This window comes from Chitinophaga sp. Cy-1792, from assembly GCF_011752935.1.
Classification (GTDB): Bacteria; Bacteroidota; Bacteroidia; order Chitinophagales; family Chitinophagaceae; genus Chitinophaga.
The window spans coordinates 993,650-1,010,601 of sequence record NZ_VWWO01000003.1; the positions used below are offsets into that span (position 1 = coordinate 993,650).

At 44.9% G+C, this 16,952-nt stretch carries 13 protein-coding genes; 12 read left to right on the forward strand and 1 reads right to left on the reverse strand.

Going from position 1 to position 16,952, the window contains the following annotated elements:
- Positions 1–75: 75 nt before the first annotated feature.
- Complete coding sequence (chrA, locus tag F3J22_RS29280) at positions 76–1,413, reverse strand: chromate efflux transporter (RefSeq protein ID WP_167021522.1); 1,338 nt, start codon at positions 1,411–1,413, stop codon at positions 76–78.
- A gap of 386 nt (positions 1,414–1,799) precedes the next feature.
- Between chrA and F3J22_RS29285 the strand changes: the two genes are divergently transcribed.
- The 12 genes from F3J22_RS29285 to F3J22_RS29340 all read left to right on the forward strand — a co-directional run bounded on the left by F3J22_RS29285 (position 1,800) and on the right by F3J22_RS29340 (position 16,870).
- Positions 1,800–2,390 (forward strand): RNA polymerase sigma factor, encoded by a 591-nt coding sequence (locus tag F3J22_RS29285; RefSeq protein ID WP_167021523.1) that lies wholly within the window; start codon positions 1,800–1,802, stop codon positions 2,388–2,390.
- Positions 2,391–2,481: 91 nt separating this feature from the next.
- A complete protein-coding gene (locus F3J22_RS29290) occupies positions 2,482–3,651 on the forward strand; it encodes a FecR family protein (protein WP_167021524.1) in 1,170 nt (389 codons plus the stop codon).
- 162 nt (positions 3,652–3,813) lie between these two features.
- The gene (locus F3J22_RS29295; RefSeq protein ID WP_167021525.1) at positions 3,814–7,239 is read left to right on the forward strand and encodes a SusC/RagA family TonB-linked outer membrane protein; all 3,426 of its coding nucleotides are present in this window, start codon (positions 3,814–3,816) and stop codon (positions 7,237–7,239) included.
- Between the two features lie 11 nt (positions 7,240–7,250).
- Positions 7,251–8,723: a RagB/SusD family nutrient uptake outer membrane protein gene (locus F3J22_RS29300; protein ID WP_167021526.1), complete on the forward strand. Its 1,473-nt coding sequence runs from the start codon at positions 7,251–7,253 to the stop codon at positions 8,721–8,723.
- Positions 8,724–8,732: 9 nt separating this feature from the next.
- Complete coding sequence (locus F3J22_RS29305) at positions 8,733–9,566, forward strand: DUF4843 domain-containing protein (RefSeq protein ID WP_167021527.1); 834 nt, start codon at positions 8,733–8,735, stop codon at positions 9,564–9,566.
- A gap of 12 nt (positions 9,567–9,578) precedes the next feature.
- On the forward strand, positions 9,579–10,997 hold the full coding sequence (locus F3J22_RS29310; RefSeq protein ID WP_167021528.1) for a PKD-like family lipoprotein: 1,419 nt from the start codon (positions 9,579–9,581) through the stop codon (positions 10,995–10,997).
- Positions 10,998–11,030: 33 nt separating this feature from the next.
- On the forward strand, positions 11,031–12,164 hold the full coding sequence (locus F3J22_RS29315; RefSeq protein WP_167021529.1) for a TlpA disulfide reductase family protein: 1,134 nt from the start codon (positions 11,031–11,033) through the stop codon (positions 12,162–12,164).
- A 166-nt stretch (positions 12,165–12,330) separates the two neighbouring features.
- Positions 12,331–12,699, forward strand: coding sequence for a glyoxalase superfamily protein (locus F3J22_RS29320; RefSeq protein ID WP_167021530.1), 369 nt, complete (start codon positions 12,331–12,333; stop codon positions 12,697–12,699).
- Between the two features lie 270 nt (positions 12,700–12,969).
- The gene (locus F3J22_RS29325; protein WP_167021531.1) at positions 12,970–14,742 is read left to right on the forward strand and encodes an oleate hydratase; all 1,773 of its coding nucleotides are present in this window, start codon (positions 12,970–12,972) and stop codon (positions 14,740–14,742) included.
- Between the two features lie 183 nt (positions 14,743–14,925).
- Positions 14,926–15,207 carry a hypothetical protein gene (locus F3J22_RS29330; protein ID WP_167021532.1) on the forward strand — a complete coding sequence of 94 codons (282 nt, stop codon included), beginning with the start codon at positions 14,926–14,928 and terminating at the stop codon, positions 15,205–15,207.
- A complete protein-coding gene (locus F3J22_RS29335; RefSeq protein WP_167021533.1) occupies positions 15,194–15,838 on the forward strand; it encodes a zeta toxin family protein in 645 nt (214 codons plus the stop codon). Before F3J22_RS29330 ends, F3J22_RS29335 begins: the two co-directional genes overlap by 14 nt.
- Positions 15,839–16,018: 180 nt before the next feature.
- On the forward strand, positions 16,019–16,870 hold the full coding sequence (locus tag F3J22_RS29340) for a DUF5694 domain-containing protein (RefSeq protein ID WP_167021534.1): 852 nt from the start codon (positions 16,019–16,021) through the stop codon (positions 16,868–16,870).
- Positions 16,871–16,952 lie beyond the last annotated feature (82 nt).

The following is a 16,952-nucleotide window of genomic DNA, read 5'->3' on the forward strand; positions in this document are numbered from 1 at the left end:
TATAACCGGCGACTGATACCGAAGGTATCAGTCGCTTGGTTCCGCGCTGCGCGCGGAAGGCTGCCCCCGGCGAGGCTACCAGATTGCAAAATAATATCTCCCTACCCCAAATATTATACTCATCAACACCACATACAGAACATTGGTATTATATCTCAATAATAAAAATAATACTAACGCTACCCAACCTACGGAGATATAGTCGATCCCCTGAAAAGACAGCTGTTCCGGAAATATAATACTACGGCCCAGGAAGAAGGTGAGGTTGAGGATAACGCCCACTACTGCTGCTGTTACCAGTGATAGAATGGTTTGAATAAGATGATGATCTTTGTATTTGTCTGCAAAAGGAGCTCCCAGGAAGATAAAGAGGAAGTTAGGCAGAAAAGTAAAATAAGTAGTAGCCAGCAGGCCCAGTACTCCGAAAAGTATGGAATGCTGGAAATGATTATAGGCTGCGATGAAACCCACAAAAGAAAGCACGATGATCAACGGCCCCGGTGTGGTTTCCGCCAGTGCAAAGCCGTCCAGCATCTGTAGCCTGGAGAGCCACAGAAATTTCAGTACCACCAGCTGCGCCACATATGGAATGACTGTATAGGATCCGCCAATGGTGATGCAGGCCGTTTGTGTGAAGAAAAATACCAGTGATGACCAGAAATGGTGGTCATCTCCCCAAAATAATAAAAACAAAAACGGGACACCCCACAACGCCAGAAACGATAATAGCAGCCGCACAATAGCCTTTCCGGACAATAACTTCTCCTGTTGCGTAAGGTTGATGGTATATTCTTTTTCCTGCTCCGTATTAATGGTATTGACGCCACTTTTCGCGATACCGGCTATTTTTGGAAATAGCTTGTCCATGATAACGGAGAGTACGATAATGCCCAGGATAACCAGTGGCATGGCCACGTGCAAAAAATAGGAGAGGGCAAACGTGAGCAATGCTACAATATAATGAATGCTGCTATGCAGGGCTTTCTTGCCTACTTTATAGGTGGCTACCAGGATAATGGCCAGCACACTGGGTTTTAAGCCGTTAAAAATGCTGATAAGCAGAGGCGTGTTGCCATATATTACATAGATGATACTGAGGATGAGGAGGATGAACATGGATGGCAGCACGAACAAAGTGCCGGCGGTAATGCCTCCCTTTTTGCCATGTAGTTTCCAGCCGATGTAGATGGCCAGTTGCTGTGCTTCCGGACCGGGTAATACCATACAGCTGTTTAAAGCCTGCAGAAATTTACTGTTGCTGATCCATTTTCGCTTTTCTACGAGATAGTCGTGCATAATGGAGATATGCCCTGTGGTGCCTCCAAAGCTGATCCAGCCAAGTTTAAACCAGAATTTTAATGCATCGCGGAATGATGGCCTGTCGGGTGTTGTAGTAGTTGTATTATTCGCCATAAGTAGGTCGTAAAGGTATTAAATACCGCCTGGAAGGGAAAGTAAAACAGGGGAAATCTGATAGTTTGATGACCATCTTTTTGATGTACGGTAAATGACTGAAAATGTAGCGGACGGCGCCTTTGATTATAGCGGGATAATTATCAGATTAACATTTTACAGATATCATCGCTGCAAAACATACTTCTTTTCCTGAAAAGTATTTATAGCTTTATGGGGAAATAAAGGTAGTAGTAATAAAAAGAGAGAAAGTTGATTTGTAATGCTTTGAGAAAGCCAACAGTAACCATCGTCTGCCATCATACACCTTTTGCATCTGTGCCTGTTAATAGTGTCGCCGGATTGGCCGGCCGACCGGATTTTCTGACTTGTGAATATCAGGGAACATGGGTAGGGATGAGTTATTAAGTGCCAGCGACGGGGATTTGCTGGCGGCTATGAGCAGGGGTAATACCCTGGCTTTTGACACCCTGTATAACCGGTACTGGAAAGATGTGTATAACATCGCCTACAAGCGCCTCCAGCAGATGGACCTGGCGCAGGACGTGGCACAGGATGTATTTGTCCAGCTCTGGACCCGGGAAAAAAGTACACCTATCGATAATTTAGGCGGCTATTTACGTATAGCCACCCGTAATTGTGTTTTCAAACAAATGGAAAAGTCGGCCAGGCAGCCACTTATCCCGGATCCGGCCTCCTTCCTGGAGGAGCTGAAGGAAACCGGTGGCACCGCCGATGATAATATGCTGTATAAGGAGTTCCTGGCCGCCTTCCAGGCGCTGACGGCTACCCTTCCTGCCCAGCAGCAGCTGATCTTTAATATGCGCTTCCATGAGGGCCGTAGCAGCCAGGAAATCGCAGATGAATTGCAGCTCTCCGTTAAAACAGTACGCAACCAGATGGGAAAGGCACTGTCTAAACTGAGGGAATCGCTCATCCTCCTCCAAATCGCCCTGATCATCGCTGGTTTAAAATAAATACCAGTTATTTACATGTAAATTAAAAATATATGAATAACGGATGGGCGCAAACGAAAAAACAGACTCATACTAAATAGAAACGGAACAGATGGACAACCAAAATAGCGTTTTATTCTCCCTGTTACTTAAAAAATACAGGGAGGGAACTGCCACCGAAGAAGAGAAACGGTTCCTGGAAACATACTATGATCTGTTTGACAATAATGAAGATCTGATAACGGACGAGAACGAAGCAGCATATGCTTCGTTAAAAACAACGCTCCGGGAGAATATAGCTGAAGCGATAGCACACCGGCAGCAGCCACCAAAAATGGCGCTGCACTGGGTTCGCCGTACTGTCGCCGCCGCGGCGGTAATAGCTTTGCTGGGAACTGCTACCTGGTATATCGTCCGCCAGATGCCGGCTCGCCGCCACCAGGTGGCGGATGCGCGTCATACCGTGAAAGAAGTCAGCAAACCTACATTGCAGCTGGCAAACGGCGCTATCATTGAATTGGGCGACAGCACCTCCGGCCAGATAGCCGAGCAGCAAGGTATTGTGATCAGAAAGGCAAAAGATGGCTCACTGGTATACGAAGCCGCAAAGGAAACGCAGCAGGGCGCCAGCGACGCCACATCTGCCAGAGAAAACATACTGACCACGCCCAAAGGGATGAAATACAAAGTAGTCCTCCCGGATGGCTCAGAAGTATGGTTAAACGCCGCCAGTTCCCTGCATTACCCTGCCAGGTTTGCAGCAGATACCAGGACGGTGCAACTCAGCGGGGAAGCATATTTCACCGTGGCAACGGATGCTAAACGTCCGTTCATCGTAACGTCAGGAAACCAAAGCGTACAGGTGCTCGGCACCAGCTTTAATATCAATGCCTACGAGGAAGAGCCAGGTGTTAAAACAACGCTGCTGCAAGGCGCCGTGAAAGTAACCGCCGGTAACCAGTCCTGCACATTGGTGCCAGGCCAGCAGGCAGTGTCCAATGATGCGGAGGCACTGGTGAAACGCAATGCAGATACAGAAAAGGAAACCGCATGGATCAATAATAAGTTCTCTTTCCGCAACGATGATGTGCAGGTGGTAATGCGGCAGATCGCCCGCTGGTATGATGTGGAAATACGGTATAACGGTAATATCCCTACGGATAAATTTGTTGGAGAAATTGCGATGTCCAGTAACCTTCAGGATGTACTGAGAATACTGGAAATTAACGGTCTCCGTTTTGAGGTCAGTGGAAAGGTCATTACCGTCTCTGAAAAAAAATAACAGCTGTTAACAGATAATAAATCAAACCAACCTAAATCTATTTTTTATGTAACTTTTTTTACTGTCAACCAACTGCTAACGCCTTGTAAAATGCTGACTGAATCAGACAAGCACTGTTGTCGCAGCTTGTCCGCTCCTTATATCGACTAAATCTATTTTATAATGAAATGTAGATTTCATCTCCGTCCTTTGTCCATACGGACAAGGGTAAGGAAACGCTTGTGTGTACCTTTTAAACCGGCGGTCTCGTTACTGCTTATCCTCCTGCTGGGATTTAACACTTATGCCTATACGCAGTACGTAAGTATAACGAAACAGAATGTATCACTGGAAAGTGTTTTCTCGGATATTAAAAAACAGACCGGATATACTTTCTTCTACAAAGGAAAGATCAATCCGGGAGAACTCAGGCTCAACGTAGACCTGAAACATGTATCGCTGGAAAACGCCCTGACAGAATGCCTGGCGCAGTTTAAACTGAATTATACAATTGTAGATAAGACAATTGTTATCACTACAGCGAATGCTTCGGTAGCGCCTGTTACTACGGAAGCGGCGCCCATCCAGGTAATCACCGGTAGTGTAACAGATAGTATCAGCCATGATCCAATGGTGGCTGTTACTATCCTTGTTAAAAATAAAGCTGCCCGCGTACTCAGTGCTGATAACGGCACCTGGCGCATTGAAGCGGAATACGGCGATGTGCTGGTGTTCTCCTGTATAGGCTACCGTACCAAAGAAGTAGTGGTAAAAGGTGCGGTGATGAATGTTGTACTGTCGCCCAATACCAGCTCCCTCAGCGATGTGGTGGTTACCGGTTATCAGAATATCAAAAAAGATAACTACACCGGTAACGCCATCGTCGTGAAAGGCGACCAGCTGAAACAACTCAACTCCCAGAATATTCTCAAAGGCCTCGCCTCTTTTGATCCCTCTTTCCGCCTGGCTGAGAACAACCTCGTAGGCTCCGATCCCAATGCTTTGCCCAAGATCAATGTCCGGGGCAGCACGGCATTGCCTGCCGGCAACGGGGAAATACTGGACAGAAACAACCTTTCCAGCTCCTATAATTTGCCGGTATTCATCCTGGATGGCTTTGAGGTAAATCTCCAGAAAGTGGTAGACATGGACATCAACAGGATTGCCAGTGTTACCATCCTGAAAGACGCCGCTGCTACAGCAGTTTACGGTTCCCGCGCTGCCAACGGTGTGATCGTTATCTCCACCAAAGCGCCTACGCCCGGTAAACTCCGTCTCAGCTACAACTTCGAAGTAAAAGGAACAGCGCCGGACCTCTCTGATTACAGCATCCTCAATGCAAAGGATAAGCTGGAATATGAAAGACTCGCAGGACTATACAATAATAACACCAACAGCGCATCTACACAGGATGAACTGGACCAGCTATATTATTCCAAATACAAGAATGTAATCAGTGGCGTTAATACCTACTGGCTTAGCCAGCCGTTGCAGAATACTGTTTCGCAGAAACATTCCCTGTATGCCGAGGGTGGCGATTCCTCTTTTCGCTATGGTATTGACTTGCGCTACCAGACCGATCCCGGCGTGATGAAGAACTCCGGCCGCGACAGGTTTAGCGGCGGCATGAGTTTTACGTATAACCCTACCCGTAGCCTGATCATTAAAAATGAACTCACTGCCACACAGGTAAACGAAAAGAATTCCAATTATGGCAGCTTCAGTACTTATGTGGCCATGAACCCCTACTATCCGATCTATGATGCCAATGGTAAACTGCTGCAGGAAATCGCCAACTGGCGCGTAGATACTCATAAATCAGATACGGCGCAGTATAAAACTATACCGGTATATAATCCTTTGTACGAGGCCTCTCTCAGTAATTTTGACAAAGCAGCATACCTGGAACTGATTGATGTACTGTCGGCCGACTGGCGCATCACACCAGCGTTACGACTGGTTGGTCTGATGAGTATCAACAGTACCAAAAGTACAACCGATAAATTCGTTTCTCCATACAGCAGGGTGTTTATAAACGACACCGGTGATGACCTTAAAAACAGGGGTAGCTATGACTACAGTGCCACAAAGCTTTTCAATATGGATGGAAACGTGCGTTTCGTGTATAACAACCAGTTTGGTGATCATTCGGTAAATGCCGTGCTGGGTGCAAACGTAACATCTTCCAATTCGGATTTTAAAGGCTTCCAGGCGAGAGGTTTCTCCAATGATAGATTTACCAGCATTGCCTTTGCACGTACCTATACACCGAATGCCGCGCCTACAGGAAGGATCACGGACAGCAGATTGCTGGGTTCCTTTTTTAGCGGTAGCTATTCCTATAAAAATAAATACCTGTTTGATGGGGCATTTCGTATGGATGGAAGCTCTGCTTTCGGCGCCAATAAAAGATTTGCGCCTTTCTGGTCAGGAGGTATCGGCTGGAATATCCATAACGAGGAATTCTTTAAAGAAGCCTTCCCGGGTATGTCGCGCCTGAAAATAGCTGCTACCAGTGGTCTTACAGGGTCTGTCGATTTTCCTCCCTTCCTTGCGAGAACTACCTATAACTACAATACTGCCAACTGGTATTCTACCGGTATAGGCGCCACCGTTAACGGCTACGGTAACGAAAACCTCGAATGGCAACGTACGGCGAACTACGAAGTACGTGCTGAACTGGGTTTCCTGAATGACCGCATCATCATCAATCCGGTGTACTATTACAAGCTGACCAAAGGTTTGCTGGCTGATATCAACGTTGCGCCGTCAACAGGGTTCTCTACCTATAAAGCTAACCTGGGCGATATGGCCAATAAAGGCTATGAGCTGTATGTTACTGTCAATGCCTATAAAAGCAGGAACCTGAACGTTAACCTGACTGGTAACCTGGCACATAACACCAATACGATCGTCCGCATATCAGAAGCCCTGAAGGCTTATAATGAGTCAGTAAATAAATACCAGCAAGACCCTGACAATAGCGCGCAAGGTACGCCATTGCTGCGTTTTGCAGAAGGTCAGTCGTACAATACCATATACGGGGTGAAGTCGAAAGGCATTGATCCGCAGAGTGGTAAAGAGATCTTCGAAAAAGCCAACGGTAAACTCACCTATGTTTATGACATCGCTGATACCAGGCCTATTGGTGATTACACACCGAAGGTAGAAGGCTATTTCGGCTCTAATGTGACCTACAAACAGTTTATTGTGAGCTTCTCTTTCCATTACAAATATGGAGGAGATATGTACAACCAGACGCTGGTAGACCGTGTGGAGAATGCAGATCCGCGCTTCAACGTGGATAGCCGTGCCCTCACCATGCGCTGGCTGAAACCCGGTGATATAGCACGTTACAAAAATATTGCTGACCTCACACCTACCTATGCGTCAGACAGGTTTATTCAGAAAGATAACCTGCTGGAACTGCAATCGCTGTACCTGTCGTACGACCTGAAACGTGAACTGCTACGTAGCATTGGATTCCAGGGACTGCGTTGCTCCCTTAGCATGAATGATGTTTTCAGGCTGACAAGCGTTAAACAGGAACGCGGTATCGATTATCCGTTTGCCAGAAGTCTGACCTGTTCTATCCTGGCCACCTTTTAAATAATGCGATCATGAAGAGAATATTTTACCTGATAATAATCGCCCTGCTGATGAATTCCTGTAAGAAGTTCCTGGACGTAAAACCGGAAACGCAGGTAGACAGAGATGTGCTGTTTGCTTCAGAACAGGGATTTAAAGAGGCGCTCAATGGCATATATACCAGTTGCGCCGGTGGCTCCCTCTACGGCGGACAGCTTACCTTTAATATGCTGGATGTGCTGGCGCAGAATTACCAGTTTATTGATGTCACCAACCAGGCTATTGCCAACTTCGACTTCAAAAATACCACGCTGAGGGCCAATTGTAACGAAGTCTGGGGCGCCGCATTTACTGCCATCGCCAATTGTAACTACTTGCTGGAGTCGGTAGATAAGAACCCATCCATGTTTAATACCGGTATGCACGACCTGATCAAGGGAGAGGCGCTGGCATTGCGTGCCTACCTGCATTTCGATATGCTGCGTATGTTTGGGCCGTCATATGTAAGTGGCGCTACCGCTAAGGCAATTCCCTATGTTACCGTAACAGGCACCAATTCTACTCCCTTCTATACGGTAAGCGCCGTTACAGATAGTATCATACGCGATCTTAATCTGGCCAAAGATTTACTGAAAGCCGATCCTATCATAAGTAAAGATTATATCGTGGGGTATCCTGGTATCGACAGTGCTTCGGAAACCAATGCCACCGACCTTTTTATGCAGAACAGGCGTCATAGAATGAACTATTATGCCGTATGTGGAGAACTGGCCCGTGTATATCTCAGCAAAAATGATCTTGCCAATGCAAAACAAAATGCGGAACTGGTCATCAATGCCAATAAATTTCCTTTTGTCAAGCAGAGTGATTTCTTCCGTACCGACCCGCTGCTGCGCGACCGTATCATGTATCCTGAGTTAATAGCAGGGTGGTATGTAGATACAAAGGATGTTTATACTAACCTGCAGACAAAGTTTACCAGTGTAAATCCAATCTACTGTGCTACCGTTCCACAGATAAATGATATCTATGAAGTCGGTGGTCCCGGTGCGGACGATTGGCGCCTGAAGCAATGGTACGTGAATGTTGGTGCCAATAATGGCGGACAAGACAAGGCTACCTTGCAGAAGTATTATAAGAATGCTGCACCACTCACCAACCTGCATCCCCTGATGGCGCCTGCTATCCGTCTCAGCGAAATGTATTATATCGCTGCAGAAGCCACTTTTGATGCCGATAAAAAACAGGCCATTACGTATTTCAGCACCATGCGTGCCAGACGTGGTATTGGTGATGTAGTTGCAGCAGGTATTAACAAAGATGATTTTATCGAATTGCTGATCAGTGAGGCCAGGAAAGAGTTTTATGGAGAGAGTCAGCTGTTTTACATGTACAAACGCCTGAACCATGGCGTGCGTATCAGCGTAACCAACACGAGACCTGCATCCGATAATATTTTCGTACTGCCGCTGCCGGATGATGAAAAAGCTTACAGAAACAATTAATTCAATGTTATGAAAAGAATTGTCATTTTAACAATTATTACAACATTGTTATATAGTTGTAAGAAAGATGATATAGCTACTTATACTGTGTCAAAAGATAATATCTACCTGAACTATAACAATAAAGATAGTGTCATCTATTCATTTGCGTACCATCCGGAACTGGCAAGGGATACAATATGGGTACCGGTAATTGTTTCCGGTAAACAGGTAAATCATGATCGTCGTTTTGCCATTAACGTTATAGACAGCACTACTACTGCCGTAAAAGACAAGCATTACGAGGCATTGAAAACGATGTATATACTGCCGGCAAATGCAGGCAAAGTATCCATACCGCTCATCTTACTCAATACAGATCCTGATCTGGCGAATAAATCGGTGAGCCTGACGATAGAAATCGCGGGTGGCGATGACTTTGCCTCCTTACTTCCTGATGATATCCGTTCCAGGCGTTTTGTATTCTCCAACAGGCTCGAACAACCGGCATGGTGGCCTTACTGGGGGCAATTGGGCAAATACAGCCGTGTGAAACACCAGCTGTTCCTGATTTCTTCCGGTACTACCGACCTGGTGATCCCGGGCTCTTACCCGGACGCATATATGGAGATTCCGCGGGCGCTGTACTATATCTCCAACGCCTCGTACCTGCTGAACTATCCGTTTAACTGGGTGCAGGAGAATCCCAAATCCGGGTATACACTGGAAAAGAGAACAGATGGAACAGGAGATTATGATTTCTATAATCTGGCATCTCCCGATAAAAAATTCTACCTGAAATATTTTCCTGGTGCGAACAAGTATGTATTTATCGATGAAAACGGAAATCAGGTCCTTTACTAATCTGTAAGCTATATGAAAAAAAATCTGCTCTATATATTGGCTGCAGCCGGATTGATGCTATCTGCCGCCTGCAAGAAAGATCTGGGAAACTATAGTTATAACGCACCAACTACGCCTGTTGTGGCCGGATTGGATAGTAGTACCGTTTCCGCCCTCGTAGGTGATACACTGACAGTGCAGCCCAAAGTTACGCTGGAAGGCGGCGACCCGCTCAAAGACCTGACATTCGATTGGGATATCGTCGTAGCCGAAGAGGCCCGCACGGTGCATTATACCGGTTATCCGCTGAAAATTGTGTATAACCTGAAGCCAATGCAGCGAACCGCCAAACTAACGGTAACGGATAACCGTAATGGCATGAAATATTTCTATTCGTTTTATATCAATGGTGGCACACAGTTTTCTGTCGGACAAACTGTTTTAAGTGTGGAAAATGGTGTAACCCGCTTGTCGTTTGTACGTCCTGATGGCACTGTTAACAGCAACTTATATTATGCTTTGCACAATGAGGACCTGCCAGTAAACCCGGTACAGTTATTCGCCAAGCCGCTGGCTTACCAGCCGGGCACGGTGGAAGATTACTGGATCATCTGCAAAGATCCTGCTAAACCCAGCGTAATACTGGATGGTAGTACCATGCTGCGCAAACGCTATTTCGATGAACAGTTTTTCAAAGCGCCGAATCCTTTGGTTACTGAACAATGCGATGGTGCCATGGGCATACCTACCGGCATCTTTAACGGGAAGCTGTATGTCAGCGTTACATCTACAGCGCCTTTTGCACCAGACTTCGGAAAATTCTCCAGCGTCGTTACCGGCAATTATGAACTGTCTACCTGCTATACGCGTACCCCTTCCTGGTTCTTTGGGTTTGATAAATTGTCGCATGGCTTTGTGTCGTTCAATAGCGGTGGTGGCTATATGGGCAGTGATTATAACGTGACTGCCAGCGTATTTGATCCTAAAAACCTGGGCGATGGAACACTGCTGTATATGCAGGCCGTATCCGGAACAACCTACGCTTACTATAAATCTGCTGATGGTAATATCTACGAATATTCGTTTACGTTAGATATGGATAACTACGACCAGCGAACGATCAAGCCATTGGTGAAGCGGGTATTCAAAGGGGCTGCTATTATTCAGCCAGATAGTAAATGGCAGAAGTCTTTGTCAGACGTATTCTACATCTCCTCAAATGATAAAATCTACCGTTATAATCCTATTAATGAAGACCTGCGCCTGCTGGACGCCAATTTCTCCGGAAAGAAAGTAACCATGCTGAAACTCAATAGTGACAACACTTTACTACAGGCAGGTATTGATGGTGCCGTGGCTACGCTGGATGTAAGTGTAGGCAAGAGCGGTAGCATCATCAGTCAGATCGTCGGTATTCCGGGTGCTCCTGTGGATATCGTCAACAGGAAATAATATTAATCAGACATCAAAAAATTATAAATCAGGATGAAAAAATTATTGTTGATATCCGGTTTGCTGGCGCCGGTTTCCCTGCTGGCACAAACAGGCAGCTTTACTGTTACCGGGCATATCGGAACGCTGAATAGTCCGGCCAAAGCCTATATCGACTGGATGGATAACGGCAGTGGCAAGGAAGATAGCGTCGATGTAGTGAACGGGACCTTTCAGTTCAAAGGTAACTCCGGCGGCTATACGTATGCAAGGATGGCGCTGTCGCACGATGGCGGTGGCAAACAGAAAGCGGTGTACACCGGCGATGTGATCTATTTCTATTTTGGAAAGGAGCAGGTAGTAATCACTTCGAAAGATTCATTGGCGAATGCAAAATTCACCGGTTCGAAAGTGTATAATGAATATGTGGCGTACAACAAAGCAATCGGTGGTACGATCATGGAGCTGAACAAGGCCGCCAATGCAGCTTTCTCTCACCTTACTCCGGAGCAGCAAAAAGATACTGCTTTTGTAAATGTGATTGATCGTAACTACCGTAAATCTATGCAGCTGCGCAATGAAAAGCAGCTGGATTTTGCGAAAACGCATCCCAATGCATGGTTCGGGATAGTAGCTTTATCAGAGGCTGCCGGTGGTAAATTAGACCTTCCGAAAGTGGAGCCTATTTTTAATGCGATGAGTACCCCATTAAAGACTTCAGATGTTGGAAAGGAGCTGGAGCAGCGCATTGCAGCGGCTAAAACCATTCATGTAGGGGCTGCTGCACCGGAATTTGTACAGAATGATGTAAACGGAAAACCCGTGAAACTATCAGACATCAAAGGGAAAGCAGTACTGGTAGAGTTCTGGGCCAGCTGGTGCGGACCTTGTCGTGCCGAAAATCCTAATCTGACAAAACAATACGAGCAGTATAAAGATAAAGGCTTTGAAATTATTGCTATCTCCCTGGATGATCATAAAGACAAATGGGAGGAAGCTATTGCACACGACAAACTGCCATGGATACACGTTTCCGATCTCAAAGGCTGGAATAATGCGGTAGGCCGTATGTACGGCATCCGCGCCGTGCCGGCCAACTTCCTGCTGGATGCCGACAGGAAAATAGTAGCCATCAGCCTGAGAGGTGAGGAGCTGAATAAGAAGTTAGCAGAGATTTTCGCGAATTAATACACCTGAAATAGCTGTAGTAGCCCCGTCTCTATTCTGTAGAGACGGGGCTTCACTGTTTCAACTGACACCTTAGGTGTCAGTTGAAACATAAAATTAATACCGATTTAATCGCGATGATCCATCGTTTTCGATATCTTGTACCAACAAAAATCCTCTTCTTCCAATGGCTAATAAAGTAATCCCCGTTCTGCGTATGTTCGACGTCGCCAAAGCAACAGAATTTTATTGCGACTGGCTTGGCTTCAAAATTGACTGGGAACACCGCTTTGAAGAAAATACGCCACTGTATATGCAAATCTCACTCGGCGATATCGTCTTACATTTGTCAGAGCATCATGGTGATAGCGCGCCGGGGGCAAAGGTCCTGATAGCATATGATGGGCTGGCAGCCTATCACAGGGAGCTGATAGATAAAAATTACAAGTACAATAAGCCAGGACTGGAAAAGGACTTCTGGGCTGAATTAACAGTTACGGTACATGATCCTTTTTATAACCAGCTTATTTTTAATGAGCCGAAGAAGGAGAAATAGCAATTTACAGGGAGATAATAACAAGATGAATTATCATATGTTTCTTTTGTGAAATAGATCAAAATATTAATCGATAAGGCACTGCAAGCGCGGTGCCTTTTTATTTGCAGCAGCCATCAAACTTTTACGTTTTCAGTGTGTTAAAGATAATGGTTTCAAGGATTAGCATTCAATGCCCTGTTTGTTACAACGATATAATCAAACCCAAACTATCAGTAGCATTTCCAGTATATCTATCTCTTAACTATTAAAATTATTGGAGGAGAAACTATGTATTACAGCAGCGGAAACTATGAAGCATTCGCCAGGCCGAAGAAGCCTGCCAATGTAGATGCAAAATCGGCTTACCTGGTAGGAGCAGGACTGGCTTCCCTGGCGGCAGCCGTATTCCTGGTGCGTGATGGCCAGATGAAAGGCGACAGGATCACGATCTTAGAAGAGCTGGCTTTGTCTGGCGGTAGCATGGATGGCATCTGGAATGAACAGAAGGGGTATATCATCCGTGGTGGCAGAGAAATGGAAATACACTTCGAAACGATCTGGGATTTGTTCCGGTCTATTCCTTCGCTGGAAACGGAAGGCGTATCTGTACTGGATGAATACTACTGGCTAAATAAAGAAGATCCTGCCTTTTCACATGCGCGTGTAATTGAGAAACGGGGACAACGATTGTCCAACGACGGGAAGTTGACCTTAACCCCAAAGGCTATCGAAGAGCTGATACACCTCGCACTTACCCCGGAAGATAAGCTCCAGGATGTAAAAATAAATGAAGTATTTACGGAAGAATTTTTCCAGTCGAACTTCTGGTTGTATTGGGCAACAATGTTTGCATTTGAGCCATGGGCAAGCGCTATGGAGATGCGTCGGTATATACTTCGCTTTGTGCATCATATTGGTACGCTGTCTAACCTGTCATCACTGCGATTTACAAAATATAATCAGTATGAATCGCTGATATTACCATTGGTGAAGTTCCTGGAGAGCCATGGTGTTAAGTTTCAGTATGGTACTGAAGTGAAAAATATTCAGGTACGTAAAGACGGGGAAAGGAAGATAGCTACCCAAATCGAATATACAAGGGATGGAAAAGCCGGTACTATAGCCCTGACGGAGAATGATCTGGTATTTGTCACAAATGGTTCCATTACCGAAAGCAGTACTTACGGTGATGATAACACGCCAGCTTCCGGCAAGGCCGATATCGGTGGCAGCTGGAAGCTCTGGAAGAACCTGGCAGCGCAGGATCCGGCATTCGGTAAGCCGGAGAAGTTCTGTGAAAACATCCCTGCCGCAAACTGGGTAATCTCTGGCACTATTACCTTCAAAGACGACAGGGTTGTGCCGTATATTGAAGGTATCAGTAAGAAAGACCCGCATAGTGGTTCTATTGTTACCAGTGGCCCCGTGAGTATCAAGGATTCCAACTGGTTATATGGTTATTCTATCAGCCGGCAGCCACATTTTCATACACAGAAAAAGAATGAGTTGATTGTATGGGTATATGGACTGTTTTCAGATAAACCGGGAAATTATGTAAAGAAGAAAATAGCCGAATGTACAGGGATAGAGCTTTGTGAAGAGCTGTTGTATCATTTGGGAGTCCCTGAAAATGAAATCGCTGATATCGCTAAGAACGGCGCCAGTACTATTCCTTGTCATATGCCGTATATCACATCGTACTTTATGCCGCGCGCCTTGGGCGACAGGCCGCTGGTAGTGCCGCAGGGTTCGCAGAACCTGGCATTCATTGGCAACTTCGCTGAAACAGTGCGTGACACGGTGTTTACAACGGAGTATTCAGTACGTACCGCCATGGAGGCGGTGTATACCTTGCTGAATGTCGACAGGGGTGTACCGGAAGTATTTGCATCATCTTTCGATGTCCGTGTGTTGTTAAACACCGTTTACTTCCTCAATGACCATAAAAAATTGGATGAGATCAAAGTGCCATGGATCGTATCAGTACTTGAAAAAATAGGTAGGAAGAAGATCAATGGTACCTATCTGGAAGAGCTGATGAAAGAGGCTAAGTTGTTGTAAGGAGTCATAGTTTTGTTATATGAAGCGCCGTAGCAGCCGTGAGGTTGCGGCGGCGTTTTTATGTAATGTATGTTGCTGAAGTTTATCTGTTATGCAGTGGTTAATCTGGTTGTTTTGAATTGGAAATAAGGTCATTTTTTGCTAATTTTATTGGGATTTATTTTTGTTGATTAAAAACAGTAGATGACAACCATAGAACAAATAATTGCTAAACAAAGAAAGAAGTTTGCCGCAACAACGCATCGGCTTAGAGAGCGGAATTTCGAGAGAAATCTGCCATTTTTGATTTTATCAGAGCACCTTCCTTCAAGTCAGGGCTATTATGAGTTTGCAGACGGCCATATAGAGATTCAAGAGGTATATACTGTCGGCCCAGATATAGCAACCAGATTTATTCGTACATTATCTGATCAAGAGGCAGAAGCAGTTAGAGAATACTATAAGCAAAAAAATGGATTACAATAAACCGACATTGCTTGTTGTATCTGGTCCTAATGGAGCTGGGAAGTCTACTTATATAGCATCAATGTTGCCAGATGAATTTGTTGATGCATTGCCTTTTGATAGGGATCTTACCCGAACAAGATTCAGTAAAGAGTTACATGGTCAATACCTTTCTCCAGAGCAAGTCACCAGTCATGCATCGATGATGATGGAGGAATACCTTTCATCAAAAATTAATACAGCAATTACGAATAGGGATCATTTTGTCCTGGAGACGCCTTTGTCTCATCCCGATTATTGGAGATATATTGATCGTTTTGAAAAGCATGGCTATCAAATTCAATTGAACTATTTCTGTCTTGATGATATTCAGATTTGTAAGCAACGTGTTGGACAAAGAGTAAAAGAAGGAGGACATGCTGTAGATGCCAGGACAATTAAAGGAGTTTATGAACAAAATTTGAAGTTTATAAACGAATATTGGAATGCTTTTAACTGTATTTATATTTATGATAGCACTTGGGATCCTTATTTGCTGGCTGTGATTGATAATGGCGTTACTTATTTCTATAACCACAGAGCGTTAAAAACTAAGTGGTTAATTAATGGAATGCCGACAATTGCCAAATTGATTAAAGATTTTTCGTCATGACATTCGACTACGAGCTTTCCTCGCTGATTCATTGAATATATTTCAAAGTGTTAACCTCACCTAATATCGACATTTTCTCTCCCCCTATGCAACCTTTTTCCCGCTCACTCGTCTTTTAAAGAACATTAAGTTGCCGACTTAATTAATATTTCTTAACTGATTTGTATTCAACTCGTACGCATGAAACGTTATTTATTGACATTAGTGGCCATGCTGTCCCTGGCGACACTGGTACAAGCCCAACAACCCAAAAAAGAAAAAGAAGTCCTGCTGATCGGTGTATTCCATTTTAATAACCCTGGCGCCGATCTGGTTAAAACCAAATCATTCGACGTAATGAGCGATAAAGCGCAGCATGAACTGGAAACGATCACCGATCAGATTAAAAAATTCAAGCCCACCAAAATATTCGTTGAATGGGACTATGATGATCAGCATAGTCTGGATACCTTATACGACCTGTATCTGAAAGACACGTATTTTAAATACGTACAGGATAAATACCCGAAAAGCAATTTCTATAAACAGAATGAGATATTTCAATTGTCGTTCAGAGCAGGTAAGAAAGCCGGACTGAATAAGATTCACGCCATCGATGTAGCCATTGACTGGCCTTATGATAGCGTCATGACAGCAATGAAAAAAGCAGGTCAGACAGATCTACAGGCAGAAATTGATAACGTTATAAAACAGCATGGAGAAAAGGACAATGCTTTAATGCAAAAACTCTCCCTGACCCAGTTGTTACTGGAATATAATACAATGAAGTCCCGTAATGAGAACCTGGGGTTATACCTGACCACCTTCAATAAAGCAGGTGCAGTAAATGATTTTGCAGGTGCTTATTCTACAGCTGCCTGGTACAAACGCAATCTCTACATGTATTCTTTAGTACAGAAGCTGACAGAGCGTAACGATGAGCGTGTAATGGTAGTGCTGGGAGCCGGCCATGCTGCCCTGTTTAAGCACTTCATCGATCTGGATGATAATTACAAGGTTGTAGAGCTGAGTGATGTGCTGAAGAAAAAATAAATACCACAGATAAACGAAAAGAGGTGGTCTCGAAAATTAATCATTGGCGAAAGCCACCGCGCGCAGCGCGGAACCACTCAGC

Bases quoted from the DNA above. Each gene is read 5' to 3' on its own strand.
- F3J22_RS29300 (WP_167021526.1), top strand. From the start codon at position 7,251: ATGAAGAGAATATTTTACCTGATAATAATCGCCCTGCTGATGAATTCC.
- chrA (WP_167021522.1), bottom strand. From the start codon at position 1,413: ATGGCGAATAATACAACTACTACAACACCCGACAGGCCATCATTCCGC.
- F3J22_RS29290 (WP_167021524.1), top strand. From the start codon at position 2,482: ATGGACAACCAAAATAGCGTTTTATTCTCCCTGTTACTTAAAAAATAC.
- F3J22_RS29315 (WP_167021529.1), top strand. From the start codon at position 11,031: ATGAAAAAATTATTGTTGATATCCGGTTTGCTGGCGCCGGTTTCCCTG.
- F3J22_RS29335 (WP_167021533.1), top strand. From the start codon at position 15,194: ATGGATTACAATAAACCGACATTGCTTGTTGTATCTGGTCCTAATGGA.
- F3J22_RS29340 (WP_167021534.1), top strand. From the start codon at position 16,019: ATGAAACGTTATTTATTGACATTAGTGGCCATGCTGTCCCTGGCGACA.
- F3J22_RS29325 (WP_167021531.1), top strand. From the start codon at position 12,970: ATGTATTACAGCAGCGGAAACTATGAAGCATTCGCCAGGCCGAAGAAG.
- F3J22_RS29295 (WP_167021525.1), top strand. From the start codon at position 3,814: ATGAAATGTAGATTTCATCTCCGTCCTTTGTCCATACGGACAAGGGTA.
- F3J22_RS29320 (WP_167021530.1), top strand. From the start codon at position 12,331: ATGGCTAATAAAGTAATCCCCGTTCTGCGTATGTTCGACGTCGCCAAA.
- F3J22_RS29310 (WP_167021528.1), top strand. From the start codon at position 9,579: ATGAAAAAAAATCTGCTCTATATATTGGCTGCAGCCGGATTGATGCTA.
- F3J22_RS29285 (WP_167021523.1), top strand. From the start codon at position 1,800: ATGGGTAGGGATGAGTTATTAAGTGCCAGCGACGGGGATTTGCTGGCG.
- F3J22_RS29330 (WP_167021532.1), top strand. From the start codon at position 14,926: ATGACAACCATAGAACAAATAATTGCTAAACAAAGAAAGAAGTTTGCC.
- F3J22_RS29305 (WP_167021527.1), top strand. From the start codon at position 8,733: ATGAAAAGAATTGTCATTTTAACAATTATTACAACATTGTTATATAGT.